The sequence below is a fragment of the Streptomyces sp. NPDC059695 genome, assembly GCF_042733785.1.
Taxonomy (GTDB): domain Bacteria; phylum Actinomycetota; class Actinomycetes; order Streptomycetales; family Streptomycetaceae; genus Streptomyces.
The window spans coordinates 1-15428 of sequence record NZ_JBHWFF010000012.1 but is presented as its reverse complement, the minus strand read 5'-3'; the positions used below and the strand labels follow the sequence as shown (position 1 = coordinate 15428).

The 15428-nt window shown below is 74.0% G+C and carries 15 protein-coding genes; 5 read left to right on the top strand and 10 right to left on the bottom strand.

Annotated features, from left to right (window positions below; translation table 11 throughout):
* The first annotated feature begins 37 nt into the window (after positions 1-37).
* Entirely contained in the window at positions 38-2059 is a 2022-nt protein-coding gene (locus ACFV2S_RS16745; protein WP_385558995.1) for a thioredoxin domain-containing protein, read from the top strand.
* Positions 2060-2138: 79 nt separating this feature from the next.
* On the opposite strand, the gene ACFV2S_RS16740 is transcribed toward ACFV2S_RS16745, so the two are convergent.
* The gene (locus ACFV2S_RS16740; protein ID WP_189800180.1) at positions 2139-2546 is read right to left on the bottom strand and encodes a rodlin; all 408 of its coding nucleotides are present in this window, start codon (positions 2544-2546) and stop codon (positions 2139-2141) included.
* Between the two features lie 95 nt (positions 2547-2641).
* On the bottom strand, positions 2642-3688 hold the full coding sequence (locus tag ACFV2S_RS16735; RefSeq protein ID WP_385558990.1) for an LCP family protein: 1047 nt from the start codon (positions 3686-3688) through the stop codon (positions 2642-2644).
* 175 nt (positions 3689-3863) lie between these two features.
* On the opposite strand from ACFV2S_RS16735, the gene ACFV2S_RS16730 reads away from it, so the two are divergent.
* A complete protein-coding gene (locus ACFV2S_RS16730; RefSeq protein ID WP_383795955.1) occupies positions 3864-4013 on the top strand; it encodes a hypothetical protein in 150 nt (49 codons plus the stop codon).
* Between the two features lie 81 nt (positions 4014-4094).
* Here ACFV2S_RS16730 and ACFV2S_RS16725 read toward each other — a convergent pair whose 3' ends face one another.
* Positions 4095-4505: a rodlin gene (locus ACFV2S_RS16725; protein WP_382863036.1), complete on the bottom strand. Its 411-nt coding sequence runs from the start codon at positions 4503-4505 to the stop codon at positions 4095-4097.
* A 220-nt stretch (positions 4506-4725) separates the two neighbouring features.
* Here ACFV2S_RS16725 and ACFV2S_RS16720 point away from each other — a divergent pair, with 220 nt between their 5' ends.
* Entirely contained in the window at positions 4726-5139 is a 414-nt protein-coding gene (locus ACFV2S_RS16720; protein WP_383795958.1) for a rodlin, read from the top strand.
* Positions 5140-5315: 176 nt separating this feature from the next.
* Complete coding sequence (locus tag ACFV2S_RS16715; RefSeq protein WP_383795961.1) at positions 5316-5549, top strand: chaplin; 234 nt, start codon at positions 5316-5318, stop codon at positions 5547-5549.
* Between the two features lie 68 nt (positions 5550-5617).
* On the opposite strand, the gene ACFV2S_RS16710 is transcribed toward ACFV2S_RS16715, so the two are convergent.
* Together ACFV2S_RS16710 and ACFV2S_RS16705 are read right to left on the bottom strand one after the other, a co-directional pair.
* The gene (locus ACFV2S_RS16710; RefSeq protein WP_385559478.1) at positions 5618-6874 is read right to left on the bottom strand and encodes an FAD-dependent oxidoreductase; all 1257 of its coding nucleotides are present in this window, start codon (positions 6872-6874) and stop codon (positions 5618-5620) included.
* A 26-nt stretch (positions 6875-6900) separates the two neighbouring features.
* On the bottom strand, positions 6901-8025 hold the full coding sequence (locus ACFV2S_RS16705; RefSeq protein WP_385558984.1) for an ATP-grasp domain-containing protein: 1125 nt from the start codon (positions 8023-8025) through the stop codon (positions 6901-6903).
* A gap of 343 nt (positions 8026-8368) precedes the next feature.
* Between ACFV2S_RS16705 and ACFV2S_RS16700 the strand changes: the two genes are divergently transcribed.
* On the top strand, positions 8369-9898 hold the full coding sequence (locus tag ACFV2S_RS16700; protein ID WP_385558981.1) for a glycoside hydrolase family 26 protein: 1530 nt from the start codon (positions 8369-8371) through the stop codon (positions 9896-9898).
* A 27-nt stretch (positions 9899-9925) separates the two neighbouring features.
* Here the strand turns inward: ACFV2S_RS16700 and ACFV2S_RS16695 are convergent, their stop codons facing one another.
* The 5 genes from ACFV2S_RS16695 to murJ are packed head-to-tail and all read right to left on the bottom strand — an operon-like array spanning position 9926 to position 15325.
* Positions 9926-11050: a GNAT family N-acetyltransferase gene (locus tag ACFV2S_RS16695; protein ID WP_385558978.1), complete on the bottom strand. Its 1125-nt coding sequence runs from the start codon at positions 11048-11050 to the stop codon at positions 9926-9928.
* Positions 11047-11724 carry a lipopolysaccharide biosynthesis protein gene (locus ACFV2S_RS16690; protein WP_385558975.1) on the bottom strand — a complete coding sequence of 226 codons (678 nt, stop codon included), beginning with the start codon at positions 11722-11724 and terminating at the stop codon, positions 11047-11049. The genes ACFV2S_RS16695 and ACFV2S_RS16690 overlap by 4 nt, the downstream gene beginning before the upstream one ends.
* Positions 11725-11737: 13 nt before the next feature.
* Entirely contained in the window at positions 11738-12871 is a 1134-nt protein-coding gene (locus ACFV2S_RS16685) for a glycosyltransferase (protein ID WP_385558972.1), read from the bottom strand.
* Positions 12868-13668 (bottom strand): polysaccharide deacetylase family protein, encoded by an 801-nt coding sequence (locus tag ACFV2S_RS16680; RefSeq protein ID WP_385558969.1) that lies wholly within the window; start codon positions 13666-13668, stop codon positions 12868-12870. Before ACFV2S_RS16680 ends, ACFV2S_RS16685 begins: the two co-directional genes overlap by 4 nt.
* Complete coding sequence (gene murJ / locus ACFV2S_RS16675; protein ID WP_385559475.1) at positions 13568-15325, bottom strand: murein biosynthesis integral membrane protein MurJ; 1758 nt, start codon at positions 15323-15325, stop codon at positions 13568-13570. The genes ACFV2S_RS16680 and murJ overlap by 101 nt, the downstream gene beginning before the upstream one ends.
* Between the last annotated feature and the right edge of the window lie 103 nt (positions 15326-15428).

Genomic DNA, 15428 nt, shown 5'->3' with positions numbered 1-15428 from the left:
CGGAGAAAGGAGGAGACGGCTGCGGCAGGATGGGGACATGCCGAACCGACTGGCCCATGAGACCTCCCCCTACCTCCTGCAGCACGCCGACAACCCGGTCGACTGGTGGCCGTGGTCGGCCGAGGCCTTCGAGGAGGCCCGGCGCCGCGACGTCCCCGTGCTGCTCAGCGTCGGATACAGCTCCTGCCACTGGTGCCACGTCATGGCGCACGAGTCCTTCGAGGACGACGCCACCGCCGCCCTGGTCAACGACCACTTCGTCGCCGTCAAGGTGGACCGCGAGGAGCGCCCGGACGTCGACGCCGTCTACATGGAGGCCGTGCAGGCGGCGACCGGTCAGGGTGGCTGGCCGATGACCGTCTTCCTCACCCCGGACGCCGCCCCCTTCTACTTCGGTACGTACTTCCCGCCCGAGCCCCGCCACGGCATGCCGTCCTTCCCGGAGGTCCTGGAGGGCGTCAAGGACGCCTGGGCCGGCCGCCGCGAGGAGGTCTCCGAGGTCGCGGACCGCATCGTGAAGGACCTCGCGGGCCGCTCCCTCGCCTACGGCGGCGACGGCGTCCCCGGCGAGGAGGAGCTCGCGCAGGCCCTCCTCGGCCTCACCCGGGAGTACGACGCGACCCGCGGCGGCTTCGGCGGCGCCCCCAAGTTCCCGCCGTCGATGGCCGTCGAGTTCCTGCTCCGCCACCACGCCCGTACGGGTTCCGTCGGCGCCCTCCAGATGGCCGCCGACTCCTGCGAGGCGATGGCCCGCGGCGGCATCTACGACCAGCTCGGCGGCGGGTTCGCCCGCTACGCCGTCGACCGCGCCTGGGTCGTGCCGCACTTCGAGAAGATGCTCTACGACAACGCCCTGCTGTGCCGGGTGTACGCCCACCTGTGGAAGGCCACCGGCAGCGACCTGGCCCGCAGGGTCGCCCTGGAGACCGCCGACTTCCTGGTCCGTGAACTCCGCACCCCCGAGGGCGGCTTCGCCTCCGCGCTCGACGCCGACTCCGACGACGGCACCGGCCGGCACGTCGAGGGCGCCTACTACGTGTGGACCCCCGAGCAGCTCACGGAGGTCCTCGGAGCGGAGGACGCCGCCCTCGCCGCCGCCCACTTCGGCGTCACCGAGGACGGCACCTTCGAGCACGGCAGCTCGGTCCTCCAGCTGCCGCAGGAGGCGGGCCCGGCCGACGCCGGCCGGATCGCCTCGATCGCGGCCCGGCTCCTCGCCGCCCGCGAGGAGCGCGAGCGTCCCGGTCGGGACGACAAGGTCGTCGCCGCCTGGAACGGCCTCGCGATCGCCGCCCTCGCCGAGACCGGCGCCCTCTTCGACCGCCCCGACCTGGTCGAGCGCGCGACCGAGGCCGCCGACCTCCTCGTCCGCGTCCACATGGACGAGTCCGCCCGGCTGACCCGGACGTCCAAGGACGGCCGTCCCGGCACCAACGCGGGCGTCCTGGAGGACTACGCCGACGTCGCCGAGGGGTTCCTCGCCCTCGCCGCCGTCACCGGCGAGGGCGCCTGGCTGGAGTTCGCCGGCTTCCTCCTGGACCTCGTCCTCGACCGCTTCACCGCCGAGGGCGGCGCGCTGTACGACACGGCCCACGACGCCGAGACCCTCATCCGGCGCCCGCAGGACCCCACCGACAACGCCACCCCGTCCGGCTGGACCGCCGCCGCCGGAGCGCTCCTGTCGTACGCGGCGCACACCGGCTCCCAGGCCCACCGGGCCGCCGCCGAGGGCGCCCTCGGCGTGGTCAAGGCCCTCGGCCCCCGCGCGCCCCGCTTCATCGGCTGGGGCCTGGCCGTCGCCGAGGCCCTCCTCGACGGGCCGCGCGAGATCGCCGTCGTCGGCGACCCCGCCGACCCGGCGTTCCGCGAGCTGCGCCGTACGGCCCTGGAGGCGGCCACCCCCGGGGCGGTCGTGGCCACCGGAGCCCCCGACGGCGAGGAGTTCCCGCTCCTGAAGGACCGGCCGCTGGTGGCCGGGGCGCCCGCCGCGTACGTGTGCCGTCACTTCACCTGCGACGCCCCCGTCACCGACCCGGCCGAGCTGCGCCGGAGGCTCTGAGCACGGCGCCGGACGGGAACGGCCCCGCCGCCCCTCCTCGGAGGGACGGCGGGGCCGCGCCGTGGCCGGGTGCCGCGGCTCAGCTGTTGCCGGCGCCGTTGCCCGAGAGCACCGGGATGTCGCTGAGGATGTGCGACAGCGGCTCGTCACCCTTGGCCTGGGTGGAGTTCTCGGTGCACTGCTGGTTCTGCGGGGAGGACAGGACGTTGACGTCCTGGACCGAGATCGGGATCAGGCCGATCAGGGAACCGGCGTTGACCTTGGCCGGCAGGCCCACGCAGGGCTTGTTCAGGGAGCCCTGGACGAGCGCGAACTGCGGGCTCATGTCGCCGTGGGTCGAGGAGTTGCCGAACTCCTGGTGCGCGCCGTTGCCGGACAGCGAGGTGGTGCCGCCGTCGTCGGCGATCGCCAGCGCCTGACCGGCACCCGCCGCCGTCGCGCCGAGGACGGACGCGGCCACAGCAGCCGTCGCCAAGAGCTTCTTCATTGTTGAGGCCTTTCGGATCCTGGCCCCGCTGAGTGCCGAGCCGTGCTGATCAACTGGTCAGAGGCCCGGAGGTTCCGGGAAGTCCACCGGACGGACTACGGGCAGATGAGCGAGGACCCCCTGGCCGGCCGGTACGCGGCCGCCGGGATCGCGCTCGGCGCGACGGCCTCGCGCGCGGGCAGCGGCCGGTCCTCGGCGAGGCGTCCGAAGACCTCGGCGGCGCCCTCCTCGTCCCAGACGAGCGTGGATCCGACGCCCTCGATCGCCGGGTGGAAGCCCCGCACGGGCACGGTCGCGAACTCCATGCGCTCCGGGGGCAGGTCCCCCAGGCGCGCGGCGAGCGTCAGCAGCTCCGCCGTGGAGAGGCCCCGCTCGGCCGCCGCCGTCCCGCGCAGGCCGGCCGCGAAGGCCTTCAGCCGCTCCGGGTCGTCCAGGACCGTGTCGTGGAGCCGGAGCAGGGTGTTGACCACGAACCGCTGCTGCTTGCGGATGCGGCCGAAGTCCATCTGCCCGTCGGCCTTCCGGGAGCGCACGTACTGGAGCGCCTCGCCGCCCGCGACGCGCGTGGTGCCGGGCGCGAGGTCGATGCCCGTGGACGGGTCCTTGAGCGGCTCCTCCGTGCAGACCGGCACCCCGCCGTCGACGCGGTCCACGGTGTCCATGAAGCGCCGGAAGTCGATCTCCAGGTAGCGGTGGACGGGCAGGCCGGTCATCGACTCGACGGTCTTCACCGTGAACGCGGAGCCGCCCTCCGCCCAGGCGCCGTTGATCTTCGCGTGATGGGCGGCGTGCGTGGTCCCGGTGCGCCGGTCGACGTGCCCCTCCGGGAAGGAGGTGAGCGAGTCGCGGGGCAGGCTGACGACCTCGACCCGGTCGTTCGCCTCGGAGACGTGCACGAGCATCATCACGTCCGTGCAGTCGCACTCCTTCCCGCCGAGGTGGAAACGTTCCTTCTCGTCCGCCGTGACTCCCTTGCGGCTGTCGACGCCGACGACGAGCAGGTTCAGCCCCTTCTCGGGGGAGGGGAGGCCGCCCGGTGCGACGGCGCCGGCCAGGGCGCCGGGAGCGAGGGCGGCGAGGGCGGTGAGAGCGGCCGCCGCGAGCAGTGGACGCCGGAGGGGCCGAAGGCGCGAGAATTCCATGCCCGCACCGTATTTTCGAATCTCTCGCACACAGGTACACGACGCGACATGAACAGGACGAATCACTCTCCCGCTGCGCCTGTGGAATGATGCGGGAATCGCAGCGGAAGGAGCGAAAATGGCGCCGGATCCCGGAAAATGGGAACGGATGGCCTTCATTCCGAAGAGCCGATATGTGAGTGACCCGCCCCCGGCCGACAGCACCCCGTTCCCCCTCTATTCCGCACTCGTCACGCAGTGGGTCCAGGCGGGGCGGGCGGTGCCGGGGATGCCCGACCGGGAGTGGGAGCGCCTCATGGCGACGCCGGTCTGGCCCACCTGGTAGCGACGGACTCGGGGACGACGGAAGGGGCCGCCCCGGAGGGCGGCCCCTGACGTGTGAACGCCGTCGTGCTCAGGCGGAACGTCAGTTGTTGCCGACGCCGTTGCCCGACAGGACCGGGATGTCGTCCAGGATGTGCGAGAGGGCCTCGTCACCCTTGGCCTGGGTGGAGTTCTCGGTGCACTGCTGGTTCTGCGGGGACGACAGGACGTTGATGTCCTGGACGGCGATCGGGATGGCACCGATCAGCGAACCGGCGTTGACCTTGGCCGGCAGACCGATGCAGGGCTTGTTCAGGGAGCCCTGGACGAGCGCGAACTGCGGGCTCATGTTGCCGTAGGTGGCGGAGTTGCCGAACTCCTGGTGCGCGCCGTTGCCGGAGAGCGACGTGGTGCCGCCGTCGTTGGCGATGGCGAGCGCCGGAGAGGCCACGGCGGCGGTGGCGCCGACGATGGAGACGGCTGCGGCCGCGGTGGCCATAACCTTCTTGATCACGGGAGTTCCCTTCTAGAACCTGCTCCGTGCAGGGAGCGACCTGATCAACAGGCCCTCGGACGCCGGGGTTCCGCTGTGTCACCCCGTTGGCGGAGCGCGCGCGGCAGCGCGAAACGCGGACACAGTCGAACGAGTGAAGGGCCGGAACCAAAGCACGCGGCCGCAGTTGATCCGGTCGCATCAATCAGGTCGATTGGTGGGAACAGGAAACGGAATCACCGTGAACAAGAAGATTATGGCGGCCGCGGCCCTTACGGCCTCTGTTGTCGGCGCTTCTGCTGCGGCGGCCTCCCCGGCGCTCGCCATCGCCGACGACGGCGGCACGACCTCGCTCTCGGGCAACGGCGCGCACCAGTCCTTCGGCAACTCGAAGACCACCGGCGACCAGAGCCCGCAGTTCTCGGCCGTCCAGGGCTCGCTGAACAAGCTCTGCCTCGGTGCCCCGGTGAAGGGCAACCTCGGTTCCCTCGTGGGCGTCCTGGTCCCGGTCGCCGTCCAGGACGTCAACGTCCTGTCCTCCCCGCAGAACCAGCAGTGCGCGGAGAACTCCACCCAGGCGAAGGGCGACGAGCCGCTGTCGCACCTCATCGAGGACATCCCGGTGCTCTCCGGGAACGGCGCCTACAACGGCTGATCCGTACCGCGCGCGACGGGGCCGGAGGGAACGCACGTGTTCCCTCCGGCCCTGTTCCGTGCGGGCAATGGAGTGAAAGAGAAGGCGCCGGTGTTATTCCGGTTTCCTTTGTGCGGGATGTTCGTTGTGTTGTGTGCAGCGGAAACGCATTCCGCCGAGGAAAGGATCCAGACGAAATGAACTGTAAGAAGGCTGCGGCCGTCGTCGCCGGTATCGTCCTGGCCATGGGTGTGGCGTCGCCCGCCTTCGCGGACGCGGACGCGGCCGGTGCGGCCATCGGTTCGCCGGGCGTCCTCTCCGGGAACGTCGTGCAGATCCCGATCCACATCCCGATCAACGCCTGCGGCAACAGCGTGAACGTCATCGGCCTGCTCAACCCGGCCATCGGCAACACCTGCATCAACGCCTGAGTCCCGGCGCCCCGCAGACACGCAGGGCCGGTCCCGGAGAGCCTCCGCTCCCCGGGACCGGCCCTCCGTCACGCCGGGACGGCCGTCCTCCCGCCCGTACGCGGACGGCCCGGAAGACCGCGCCCGGCGCCCGCGCGCAGCCGCTGCCGCACCCCCTTCACCAGCCGCCCCGCCGTGTACTCCGCCCCGAACACGAAGCGCATGGACGGCCCGTACGAGGGAGCCGTGAGCAGACCGGAGAGGAAGAGGCCTGGCCAGGAGGACTCGAAGAGACGGCCGACCTCGGGCGCCCCGCCCGCGCCGACCCTGCGCAGCGCCCCGCGCAGCGCGGGGGAGAGCACCCCGGCCCGGTCCAGGTCCGGGACGAAGCCGGTGGCCGCGATCACGTGGTCCGTCTCCAGGACCGTCGCCCCGTCCGGCCCCGCCACGCCGAGCCGGAGCCGCTCGTCCCCGGTGACGTCCGCCGAGGCGATCCGCTGCCCCAGCCGGACGTCGCCGACGGCCGCGAACCGCTCGCGGAGCCACCAGGCGCCCGCCGGGCCGAGCGCCCGCTCGAAGATCCGCTCCCGCGCGGCGGCCGGCAGCCGCCGGAAGATCCCGGGAGTGTCCGCGTACAGCCGGTTCCGCCAGCCGCAGCCGAGGCCCGTGTGCGGGGCGCGGAGCGAGGGCAGAAGTCCCCGGTCGAGGGCCGGCGGCGGGGTGTTCCAGTCCAGCCGGCCGGCCCGGGCGACGATCCGTACGGCGGCGGCGCCCCGCTCGGTGAGGAGCGCGGCGGTCTCCAGGGCCGCCTGCCCGGCCCCCACGACGGTGACGTCCCGGCCCGCGAGGCCGTCGAGGTCGCCGTGGTGGCTGGAGTGGGTCACGAACCGGCGGGGGAGCCCCCGCAGCGCTCCGGGGACCTCCAGGAAGGGCAGGACGCCGACGGCCAGCGCCACCGTCCGGGCGCGCAGCCTCTCGCCGTCCTCGGTGCGCAGCTCGAAGCCCCCGGCGGTGGGCGCGACCGCGCCGACGAGCCGCTCGTCGACCGGGGGCACGGCCTGCCGGGCGAACCAGTCGCCGTACGCGGCGAAGCGCTCCACCGGCAGCGGGACGCCGTGCTCGGCGCGCACGCCCCGGGCCGCCGCGTAGGCGTCGAGGCCGTACCTCCCCTCCGGGTCGGAGAGGTGCGAGGCCCAGGGCTCCGACTTCAGGAACATCCCGGAGGGCATGGCGTGCCAGGACTCCATCGAGCGCCCGAAGACCCGCAGGTCCAGGCCCTGGGCCGCGGCGTGGGCGGCCACGGACAGCCCGTAGGGTCCGGCCCCGACGACCACCAGGTCGTACATCGACTTCGACATCGTGCCTTCCGCGTTCATCGCTGGGTGAGCTGGTCGGTGGAGGTGCGGGCCCGGGGCGCCGAGGGCGTGACGGCCGGGACCGGCCGGCGGGTCCGTAGCGCCCGTCGCAGCGCGCCCAGGGACTTGCGGAGCAGGTGCGCGAGCCAGGCGCGGCCCATGGACAGCGCGGGCGCCGGGTCGTCGGCCGCGAACCAGGCGCACTCGGTCCGCCCCGGTCCGCCGCCGGGCTCGGGCGCGTACCGGCGGCGCGGCGAGGCGAGCAGCGAGAGCGCCGCGTAGTTCTCGACGACGAACCGGCGGCCGTGCACGGGGGAGTGCGGCGGTACGGGACGGCCCGTCAGGTCCAGGTGCAGCGCCCGGACCACGTCCAGGCCGTCCGGGTCGGTGAAGAGCCGGAACTGCGCGCCGGGACGCGGGTTGAAGTCCAGCAGGTGGTACGCGCCGGTCGCCTTGTTCAGCCGGAAGTCCAGGTCGCACACGCCGCGGTAGCCCAGCGCGTCGAGCAGGTCGCGGGCCGTCCGCTCGACGGTCGGGTTCACCGTCCAGCGGCCGGAGGCGGTGAGCCCGGCCCCGTCCGGCCAGGAACGCTCCTTGCGCCCGGTCCCCCCGGTCGAGCAGCGGCCGGCGGAGTCCACGTACCCGTGGAAGAACCAGTCGAGGTCCCGGCCCGCCGGGAGCATCTCCTGGAGCAGCAGGCGGCTGCCGGCCTCCGGGGTGCGGGCGTACAGCTCCCGCACCTCGGCCAGGGAGCGCACGATCGTGGTGCTCCGCAGCCCGCCGCCGCCCGGGAGCAGCCAGGGCCGGCTCCACTTGGCGACGACCGGGAGCCCGATCGACCACGCCATGGCGGCGGCCTCGTCGGCGCCTTCGGGGAGCTCGGTACGGGGGTGGGGGAGGCCCAGGTCCGCGCAGGTCTCGGCGAGCGCCGCCTTGTCGGCGACCCGCAGCAGCTGGTCCTCGGTCTGCGCGGGCAGCAGGAAGCGCGGGACGAGGCCGGAGCGGCGGCGGGCCAGGGCGAGGGCGCTGACGTCGTCCAGCGGCACCGCCACCACGGGATGTGACGGGCCGTCGGCGATCTCGTCCGCGACGCGGGCCAGCAGGGCGGAGAGCTCCGCGGAGGAGTCCGTCCCGGGGCGCACCCGCGCCGAACGGACGTAACGGGAACGGGCGACCGGACTGGTTCTCGATTCGATGACGGCGTGCACCGGAATTCCGGCCCTTCCCAGCGACCGAGCGGCGCCGAGCGTGCCGTGATGGAAGGGATTCCGGTCGAGTCGCACAAGGACGGTGGGGACGCTGGTGTCGAAACGCTGATGGCTCAGCACGGCATGCCCTTCATCTCGGGTGCCCCAACTGGGCGATGAAATCCTCTAATGGACTACTGATCAGAGGGAAATCGAGTCCACGGTCGGCCCATTAGGAATACTTTCGGAGCATCGGATTGACGGACCATCAAATGGCGTACGACGTGAAGGAGCGGCCATGGCAGCTGCACACCGGAGAACCTCGAGAACGTGGCTGGGGGTGTTCACCGCCGCCCTTCTCGCCTCGGGCTCAGTCGTGCTCTCGTCCCCCGCGCACGCCGCCGGATCCGTGACGACGAAGGACCCCGAGCCGTCCCTCACCACCGCCATGGGCGCGTTCCTCGACTCGGGCTCGCTCGGGGTCGCCCGCATCGGGCAGCTCGAACGGTGGCTCGGTGGCCGTGAACTCCGCGTCGGCCACACCTACCTGCCGGGCGATCTCTGGAAGAACATCGAGGGACCCCCCGGCTTCCTCGACGCCTGGGCCGACTGGCGCAACGAACGGACCGACCGGCTCTTCGTCCTCAACGTGCCCATGCTGGAACGCAACGAGGCCCGCGTCCCCGACCGCGAGGTCCGCCGCCAGCTCCAGCTCGGCGCCGCCGGGTACTTCGACGACCACTTCACGGCCCTCGCCCGGCGTCTCGTCGACCTGAACGCCAAGGACACCGTCATCGTCCTGGGCTGGGAGATGAACGGCACCACCTACACCCACCGGTGCGCCCCCGACCCCACCGCGTGGAAGAAGTACTGGAACCGGATCGTCACCGCGATGCGTTCCGTGCCGGGCCAGAAGTTCCGCTTCGACTTCAACCCGAGCCGCGGCCGCGACGCGATTCCGTGGACCGAGTGCTACCCGGGCGACGACGTCGTCGACATCATCGGCATGGATTCGTACGACCAGCCGACGGGGAGCAGTTTCGACCAGCACGTCAGTGAACCGTACGGGCTCCAGAAGCAGGTCGATTTCGCCGCCGAGCACGGAAAGCAGATCTCCTATCCCGAATGGGGGCTCTTCCGGAACGGCGACAACCCGGAATACATGCGGCGCATGCTGGAGTGGATGAGGCAGCACAAGCCGCTCTACCACACCATCACCGACTACTGCCCGCACGGCGTCTGGCAGTGCGACGACAATCCGCAGTCGTCGCTGGTGTTCCGGCAGATGCTGTACGGCACGGAACCGGAACTCCCGACGGAGCCGACGGACCCGACGGAGCCGACCGACCCGACGGAGCCGACCGATCCGACGGACCCGGTCGACCCCACGGACCCGACGGTTCCTGAGCCGAAGCCGGAGCCGAAGCCGGAGCCGAAGCCGGAGCCGAAGCCGGAGCCGAAGCCGGAGCCGAAGCCGGAGCCGAAGCCGGAGCCGAAGCCTGAGCCGAAGCCGGAGCCGAAGCCGGAGCCGAAGCCTGAGCCGAAGCCCGAGCCGAAGCCCGAACCCAAGCCCGAACCCAAGCCGGAGCCCAAGCCCGAACCCAAGCCGGAACCGAAGCCCGAGCCGAAGCCCGAACCGAAGCCGGAGCCCAAGCCGGAACCGAAGCCCGAACCCAAGCCCGAACCCAAGCCCGACTGCTGGACCGTCCCGCTCGATTCGTGGGTGGAGAGCTTGATCGGCGGTTCCGTCTGCGTCCCCAAGGACAACTGGAAGGACCAGGTCGACCTCGACTGGAAGGACGTCCTGAAGGAGGTCTGGCCCTTCTGACGTCCCTCACGGCGGCGGTGGCGGAGTTCATCCGGCACCGCCGCCGCGGCGCAGCATCCGCCCCACCCAGGCCCGTTCCCGCGCCTGCCGGGCGACCCAGCGCCGGGCGTCGGCCGCGCCCGCGCGCAGCCAGAGGAGCGGGGCCGTACCGCGCCCCGTGAGGAGCAGCCGGCGGTTGCGGACCGGCTCGGGCCGCCAGTGCTGCTTGTACGGTTCGCTGCCCCGCAGCATGCTCAGCGTGGCGCGCCCGCCCGCGCTGGTCTCGCGGGCCCCGTGGCGCAGCAGCATCGTCGCCACGTCGACCTTCCGGGCGCGCAGCGCCGGGTCGGCGCCGTACAGGTAGCCGCCCGCGAGCCGCGGGGACATCAGGGTCAGGTCGGCGGCGACCACGTCCCCGGCGAGCCGGAACTCGGTGACCATCGCGTCGCCCCGCTCGACCATCGGCCGCACCGCCCGCGTGAGGTGCTGGGCGAAGCGCTCACTGGTGTGCTCGGCGGTCACGCCCCGGCCCTGCCACTGGAGCCGGTGGAGCCGCAGGAGCCGGTCGAGGGCCGCCGGGACCTCCTCGCCCGTCACCACGTGCGCGTCGATGCCGAGCGCGTCCAGCTTCCGCAGCTTGGCGCGGACCCGCTGGGCCTTCCCGGACGGGATCCGTTCGAGGAGACCCTCCATGGGGACGGCGGGCAGCTCCAGGCAGAGCGAGTCGGGCAGCCGGCGGCGCGGGCCGCGCCAGTGCGCGAAGACCCGCTCGCTGGCCGCGCCGGGCCGGACCTCCCGCAGGTCGACGACCGCTCCCCGGGCGGCCCGTGCGAGGGCCGCGGCCAGCGCCGGTGCCGCCTCGGGGCAGCCGTCGTCGAGCAGGACGTCCGTGAAGTCGGTGATGCTGCCGCCGAGCTGGGTCAGGACGGGCAGCGGCCCGCCGGCCCGCATCAGGGGCGCGGCGGCGACCAGCTCGCCGCCCTCCCGTCGTACGAGCACCACCCGCAGCGCACCGGGACGGCCGTACGAGAGCCACCAGGAGTGCAGCCAGGAGTGGGACTGGAAGGGGGTGGCGGAGGCGCAGCGTCCGTACAGCGCGGTCCACTCGGCCGAAAGCCCCGCGAACTCCTCCGCGTCTCGGCAGACCTCGGTCCGCAGGGATCTCGGGCTCACACCGCCTCCGGCTGGTGCGCGGCGGCCGCGGGGGCGGGCACCGCGGCCGGCCCGGCGGGGAAGGACGCCTGGCGGGAGTGCCGGGCCCCGTCGCGCGGGACGGGCCGCTTCGGGCGGACCAGCAGGACCAGGCCGCCGAGCAGGCCGCCCGCGCAGCCGCCGACCAGCGCGGAGAGCGCCGCGGAGGGGGAGACGGGAGCGACGGGCTTGGTGGCGCGGGAGAACTGGACGACCTTCACCCCGGTGCTGCCGGCGACGTGCGTGCTGTTCAGGACGAGCGAGCGGGCCACCCCGTCGGCCATCGAGACCGCCTGGGCGGGCTTCGCCGACCGCGCGGTGATCGAGATCATCGGCGCGTCCGGGGAGGTCTCCGCCTGCACGTTCTTCCGCAGCGTGTCGGCGGTCACCCCGGCCCACACCTGGGCGTCGCCGGTCACCGCGATGTCCGTGGCGACCCGCCCGTACGCCTGGGCGAAGCCGACCGCCGCCGCCGGGTCGGACTTCTCTGCCGGTACGACGATGACGTAGCTGGTCGCCGCGTACTCCGGGGCCTTCAGGGCGCCGTAGCCGCCGCCGAGGACCGCCCCGGCGAGGACGGCCGCAGGGAGGACCGCCCAGCGGCCCGGGGGGCGCAGACCGGCGGGGAGGACGGCGCGGGATCGGGTGGTGTTCATCGGAAGGGCTCTCTCACTTCGCGGGGGACGGGATGCCGTGGACGGCCTGGTCGTAGAGGGACATCAACTGCCGTGCGCTGTGCGCGATGTCGTAGCGGCGGGCGGCCGCCGGCGGCGGGAGCCGGACGGGCCGGGCGTCCCTGAGACCGCGCAGCGCGGAGGCCAGCTCGGGCCCGGACCCGCCGATCCGGCGCGCGCCCGGTGCCGCGTCCGGGGGCAGGTCGTCGATCGCCGGGCAGGCCACGTACAGCACGGGGAGGCCCGCGGCGAGCGCCTCGACGGCCGCGAGCCCGAAGGTCTCGTCGGGGGAGGTGGACACGAAGACGTCCATGGCGGCGAGGAGTTCGGGCATCGTGGGCCCGAGCGGGCCGCCCGCCGGCGGGTCCTCGCAGGCCCCGAAGAGCAGGATCCGGCCCGCGGCCCCGCACTCCCGGGCGACCCGCAGCAGCTCCTCGCGGTGCTCGCCCTCGCCGACCAGGAGCAGTCGGGCCTCCGGCACCGAGGCCACCGCCCGGACCAGCCGGTCGAACCGCTTCCCGGGCGTGAGCCGCCCGACGCCGCCGACGACGTACGCGTCCTCCGGGATGCCGAGGACGCCCCGGGTGAGGCGCCGGGCGCGCGCGTCGAACGCGAACCGGCCGGTCTCGATGCCGTTCGGCACCACCCGGATGCGGTCCGGGGGCACCCCCCAGTCCGCCAGCCGGCGGGCGACGCTGGGCGAGACGGCGACCGTGGACGTGCCGAGGCGCTCGGAGGCCAGGTAGAGGGCGCGGGTCCCCGCGGAGAGCGGGCGGCCCTCGATCTGGGTCTCGCCGAGGGAGTGCTCGGTGGCGATGACCCGGCGGACCCCGGCGAGCCGGGCCGCCGTCCTGCCGTACACGCACGCCCGGTAGAGGTGCGTGTGGACGAGGTCGTAGCGGCCCTGCCGGACGATCCGGGCGAGCCGGGGCAGCGCCCCCAGGTCCCGGTTCCCGGTCATGCCGAGGTGGGTGACGGGGGTGCCGTCGGCCACGATGCCCGCGGCGACCGCGCCCGGGTTGGTGAGCGTGACGACCCCGCCGCTCACCGGCAGGTGGCGCAGCAGGAGCCGCAGCTGCTGCTCGGCGCCGCCGATGCCGAGTCCGGTGATGACGTGCAGGACCTTCACGGCGCACCGACCGGGGCCGGGTTGTACGGGACGGAGAACAGGTCGGCGGGCCGGCGGCGGCGCAGCGGGTGCAGGACGCGCTTGGCGGCGAGCCGCGCGGGGGTGTCGTTCTCGCCGATGTGGACCCGGGGCAGGGCGTACGTCCCGGTGTGCGGGCCCGGGTCGATCGCGCAGGCGTACCGGTAGCCGGCCCTGCGGACGGCGCGGATGGCGCGCGGGTCGACCTGCCCGTACGGGTAGCAGAAGCCGTCCACCGGCCGGCCGGTCATGTCCTCCAGGAGCTCCCGGCTCAGCCGGGTCTCGGCGGCGAGCGCCGCGTCGTCGGCGTCGGTCAGCGGGACGTGCCGCAGGCCGTGCGAGCCGATCTCCATCCCGGCATCGGCGATCCGCCGGATGCCGTCCTCGTCGAGCAGTGGCTTGCGCGGCCCGGCCGTGTCCCAGCCGTTCTCGCCGCCGAGGCGGCCCGGCAGGACGTACACCGTCGCCGTGAAGCCGTGCCGGCGCAGCAGCGGCAGCGCCGAGTCGAGGAAGTCCGCGTACCCGTCGTCGAAGGTCAGGCCCACGAGGCCCTTGGCGCGCCCGGCGGCGGTGGCGTCGAGCAGTTCGCGCACCGAGACCCCGCGCAGCCCCCGGTCGCCGAGCCAGTGCAGCTGCCGGGCGAAGCGCACGGGGGAGACGGTCACCCGGTACGGATCGTCAGCGGTGTCCGTGATCGAGTGGTACATCGCCACCCACAGGGGCGGCTTCCACAGAGGCGGCTTCGGCAGCAGACGGCGCAGCGCGGTGGCGGCGGGCATGGGGGGTCCTCCGGAAGGCGGAGCGGGGCAGGGGCGGGATCTCGGGCGCCTTGGCGGCGCAGGCGATGAAGAGCACGAAGACGCCGGCGACGACCAGGGCGGCGGCGGCGACGGCGAGGACGGCGGAGTCGATCGCCAGCTGGACCAGCCAGCCGGCGCCGGTCGCCCAGGCGCCGGCGGTGGCGAGCCGCAGCAGTCCCTCGCCGAGGTGGGCGACGCGGACGGGGACGGACTGGCGGTGCGCGCCGCGCAGCAGCAGGACGGCGCTGAGGGTGATGCCGAGGGCGTTGGCGGCGGCGATGCCGACCGCGCCCCAGTAGTGGGCGCCCGGGACGCCGGCGGCGGCGGTCGTGACGAGACCGGTGGCCATGGCGGCGGCCGGGTACCAGAGCGGGCGGGCGGCGGAGAAGTAGCAGCGGACCAGGGCGCCGACCATCGTCTGGCCCAGCAGGCCCAGCGCGTACACCCGCATGACGGCGGCGGTGGCGGTGGTGTCTGCGCTCGTGAACTCACCCCGCTCGAAGAGCAGTTCGATGATGCGGGGAGCCGTGGAGATCACCGTCGAGGAGCCGGCCAGGACGACGACGGCGGCGAGCAGCAGGTCCCGCTCGACCCGGCGGCGGGCCGCCTCGGGGTCGCCCGCGGCGAGCGCGCGGGCCACCACCGGAAAGCTGACCGTGCACAGCATCAGGGAGAGGATCATCGGCATCTGCGCGACCTTCTGCGCGTAGTTCAGATGCGAGATGGCGCCGGCGGGCAGCGGCGAGGCGAGGAACCGCTCGATCAGCGTCTGGGACTGCCGGCAGAGCGAGAACGCGACGACGGGCGCGATGAGCCCCAGCGCCAGGATGCGTCCCTCGCCGCTGGAGGCGGGCGCGGGCGCCGCCGGCTCCTTCCGCCGGGGGGCCCGCAGCTCCCGCAGGAGCGTGGGGGCCTGGACGAGGACCATGAGGACCCCGCCGACGGCGACCCCGGCGGCGGCCGACCGCACCCCCCAGGGCTCGCGCAGCACCAGGATCGTGCCGATGATCCCCACGTTGTACGCCACGTAGATCGCCGCCGGCGGCAGGAACCGGCCGTGCGCGCGCAGCGCCGCCGAGCAGTAGCCCACCAGCGAGAACGTCAGCACGCAGGTGCCGGTGAGCCGCGTGCAGTCGACGGCGAGCGCCGGGTCGGGAAGCCCCGGCGCGAGCGCTCCGACGAGCAGCGGCGCGGCGACGATCAGGACGACGGCGACGAGACCGAGGGCGAGGACGATCCGGGGGAGGGTCCCGCGCACCAGGGCGCGCACCGGGTCACCGGAGAGCGCGGACGGACGGCGGGCCAGGGCGCGGGAGAAGGCGGGCACCATGATCAGCGCCATCGCGTCCTCGATGAGCAGCGTCGAGGCGAACTCGGGCACCGTCCACGCCACCAGGAACGCGTCGGTCCCGGCCCCGGCGCCGAAGTACCCGGCCAGGATCTGGTCCCGTACGAGTCCGAGGACCGCCCCGGCCGCGGTGAGCCCGGCGGTGACGGCCGCCGCCCTGGCGAGGAACCCGCCGCCGCCCGGAGCACCGCCGCCCGGAGTCCCGCCGCCGCGCACCCGGGCGTGCGCCCGGCGTCCGGAGGGCGGGGCGGGCGCGGCGGCCCGAGCGCCGGAGGGACGGCGCGCCACCCACCGGGCCCCGGCGACGAGCCGGGCGTCCGGCGACCCTCCGCGAGGGGCGCCGGGGCCCGCCCCGGCGCGCCGCCCGGGGGGGGGGTGCGGGCCGGCGGCC

Coding starts and splice junctions, on each gene's coding strand:
- ACFV2S_RS16710 (WP_385559478.1), bottom strand. CDS start 6,874: ATGTACGACCTGGTGGTCGTCGGGGCCGGACCCTACGGGCTGTCCGTG.
- ACFV2S_RS16690 (WP_385558975.1), bottom strand. CDS start 11,724: ATGAACACCACCCGATCCCGCGCCGTCCTCCCCGCCGGTCTGCGCCCC.
- ACFV2S_RS16740 (WP_189800180.1), bottom strand. CDS start 2,546: ATGAAGAAGCTCTTGGCGACGGCTGCTGTGGCCGCGTCCGTCCTCGGC.
- ACFV2S_RS16735 (WP_385558990.1), bottom strand. CDS start 3,688: ATGGAATTCTCGCGCCTTCGGCCCCTCCGGCGTCCACTGCTCGCGGCG.
- ACFV2S_RS16680 (WP_385558969.1), bottom strand. CDS start 13,668: ATGCCCGCCGCCACCGCGCTGCGCCGTCTGCTGCCGAAGCCGCCTCTG.
- ACFV2S_RS16715 (WP_383795961.1), top strand. CDS start 5,316: ATGAACTGTAAGAAGGCTGCGGCCGTCGTCGCCGGTATCGTCCTGGCC.
- ACFV2S_RS16745 (WP_385558995.1), top strand. CDS start 38: ATGCCGAACCGACTGGCCCATGAGACCTCCCCCTACCTCCTGCAGCAC.
- ACFV2S_RS16700 (WP_385558981.1), top strand. CDS start 8,369: ATGGCAGCTGCACACCGGAGAACCTCGAGAACGTGGCTGGGGGTGTTC.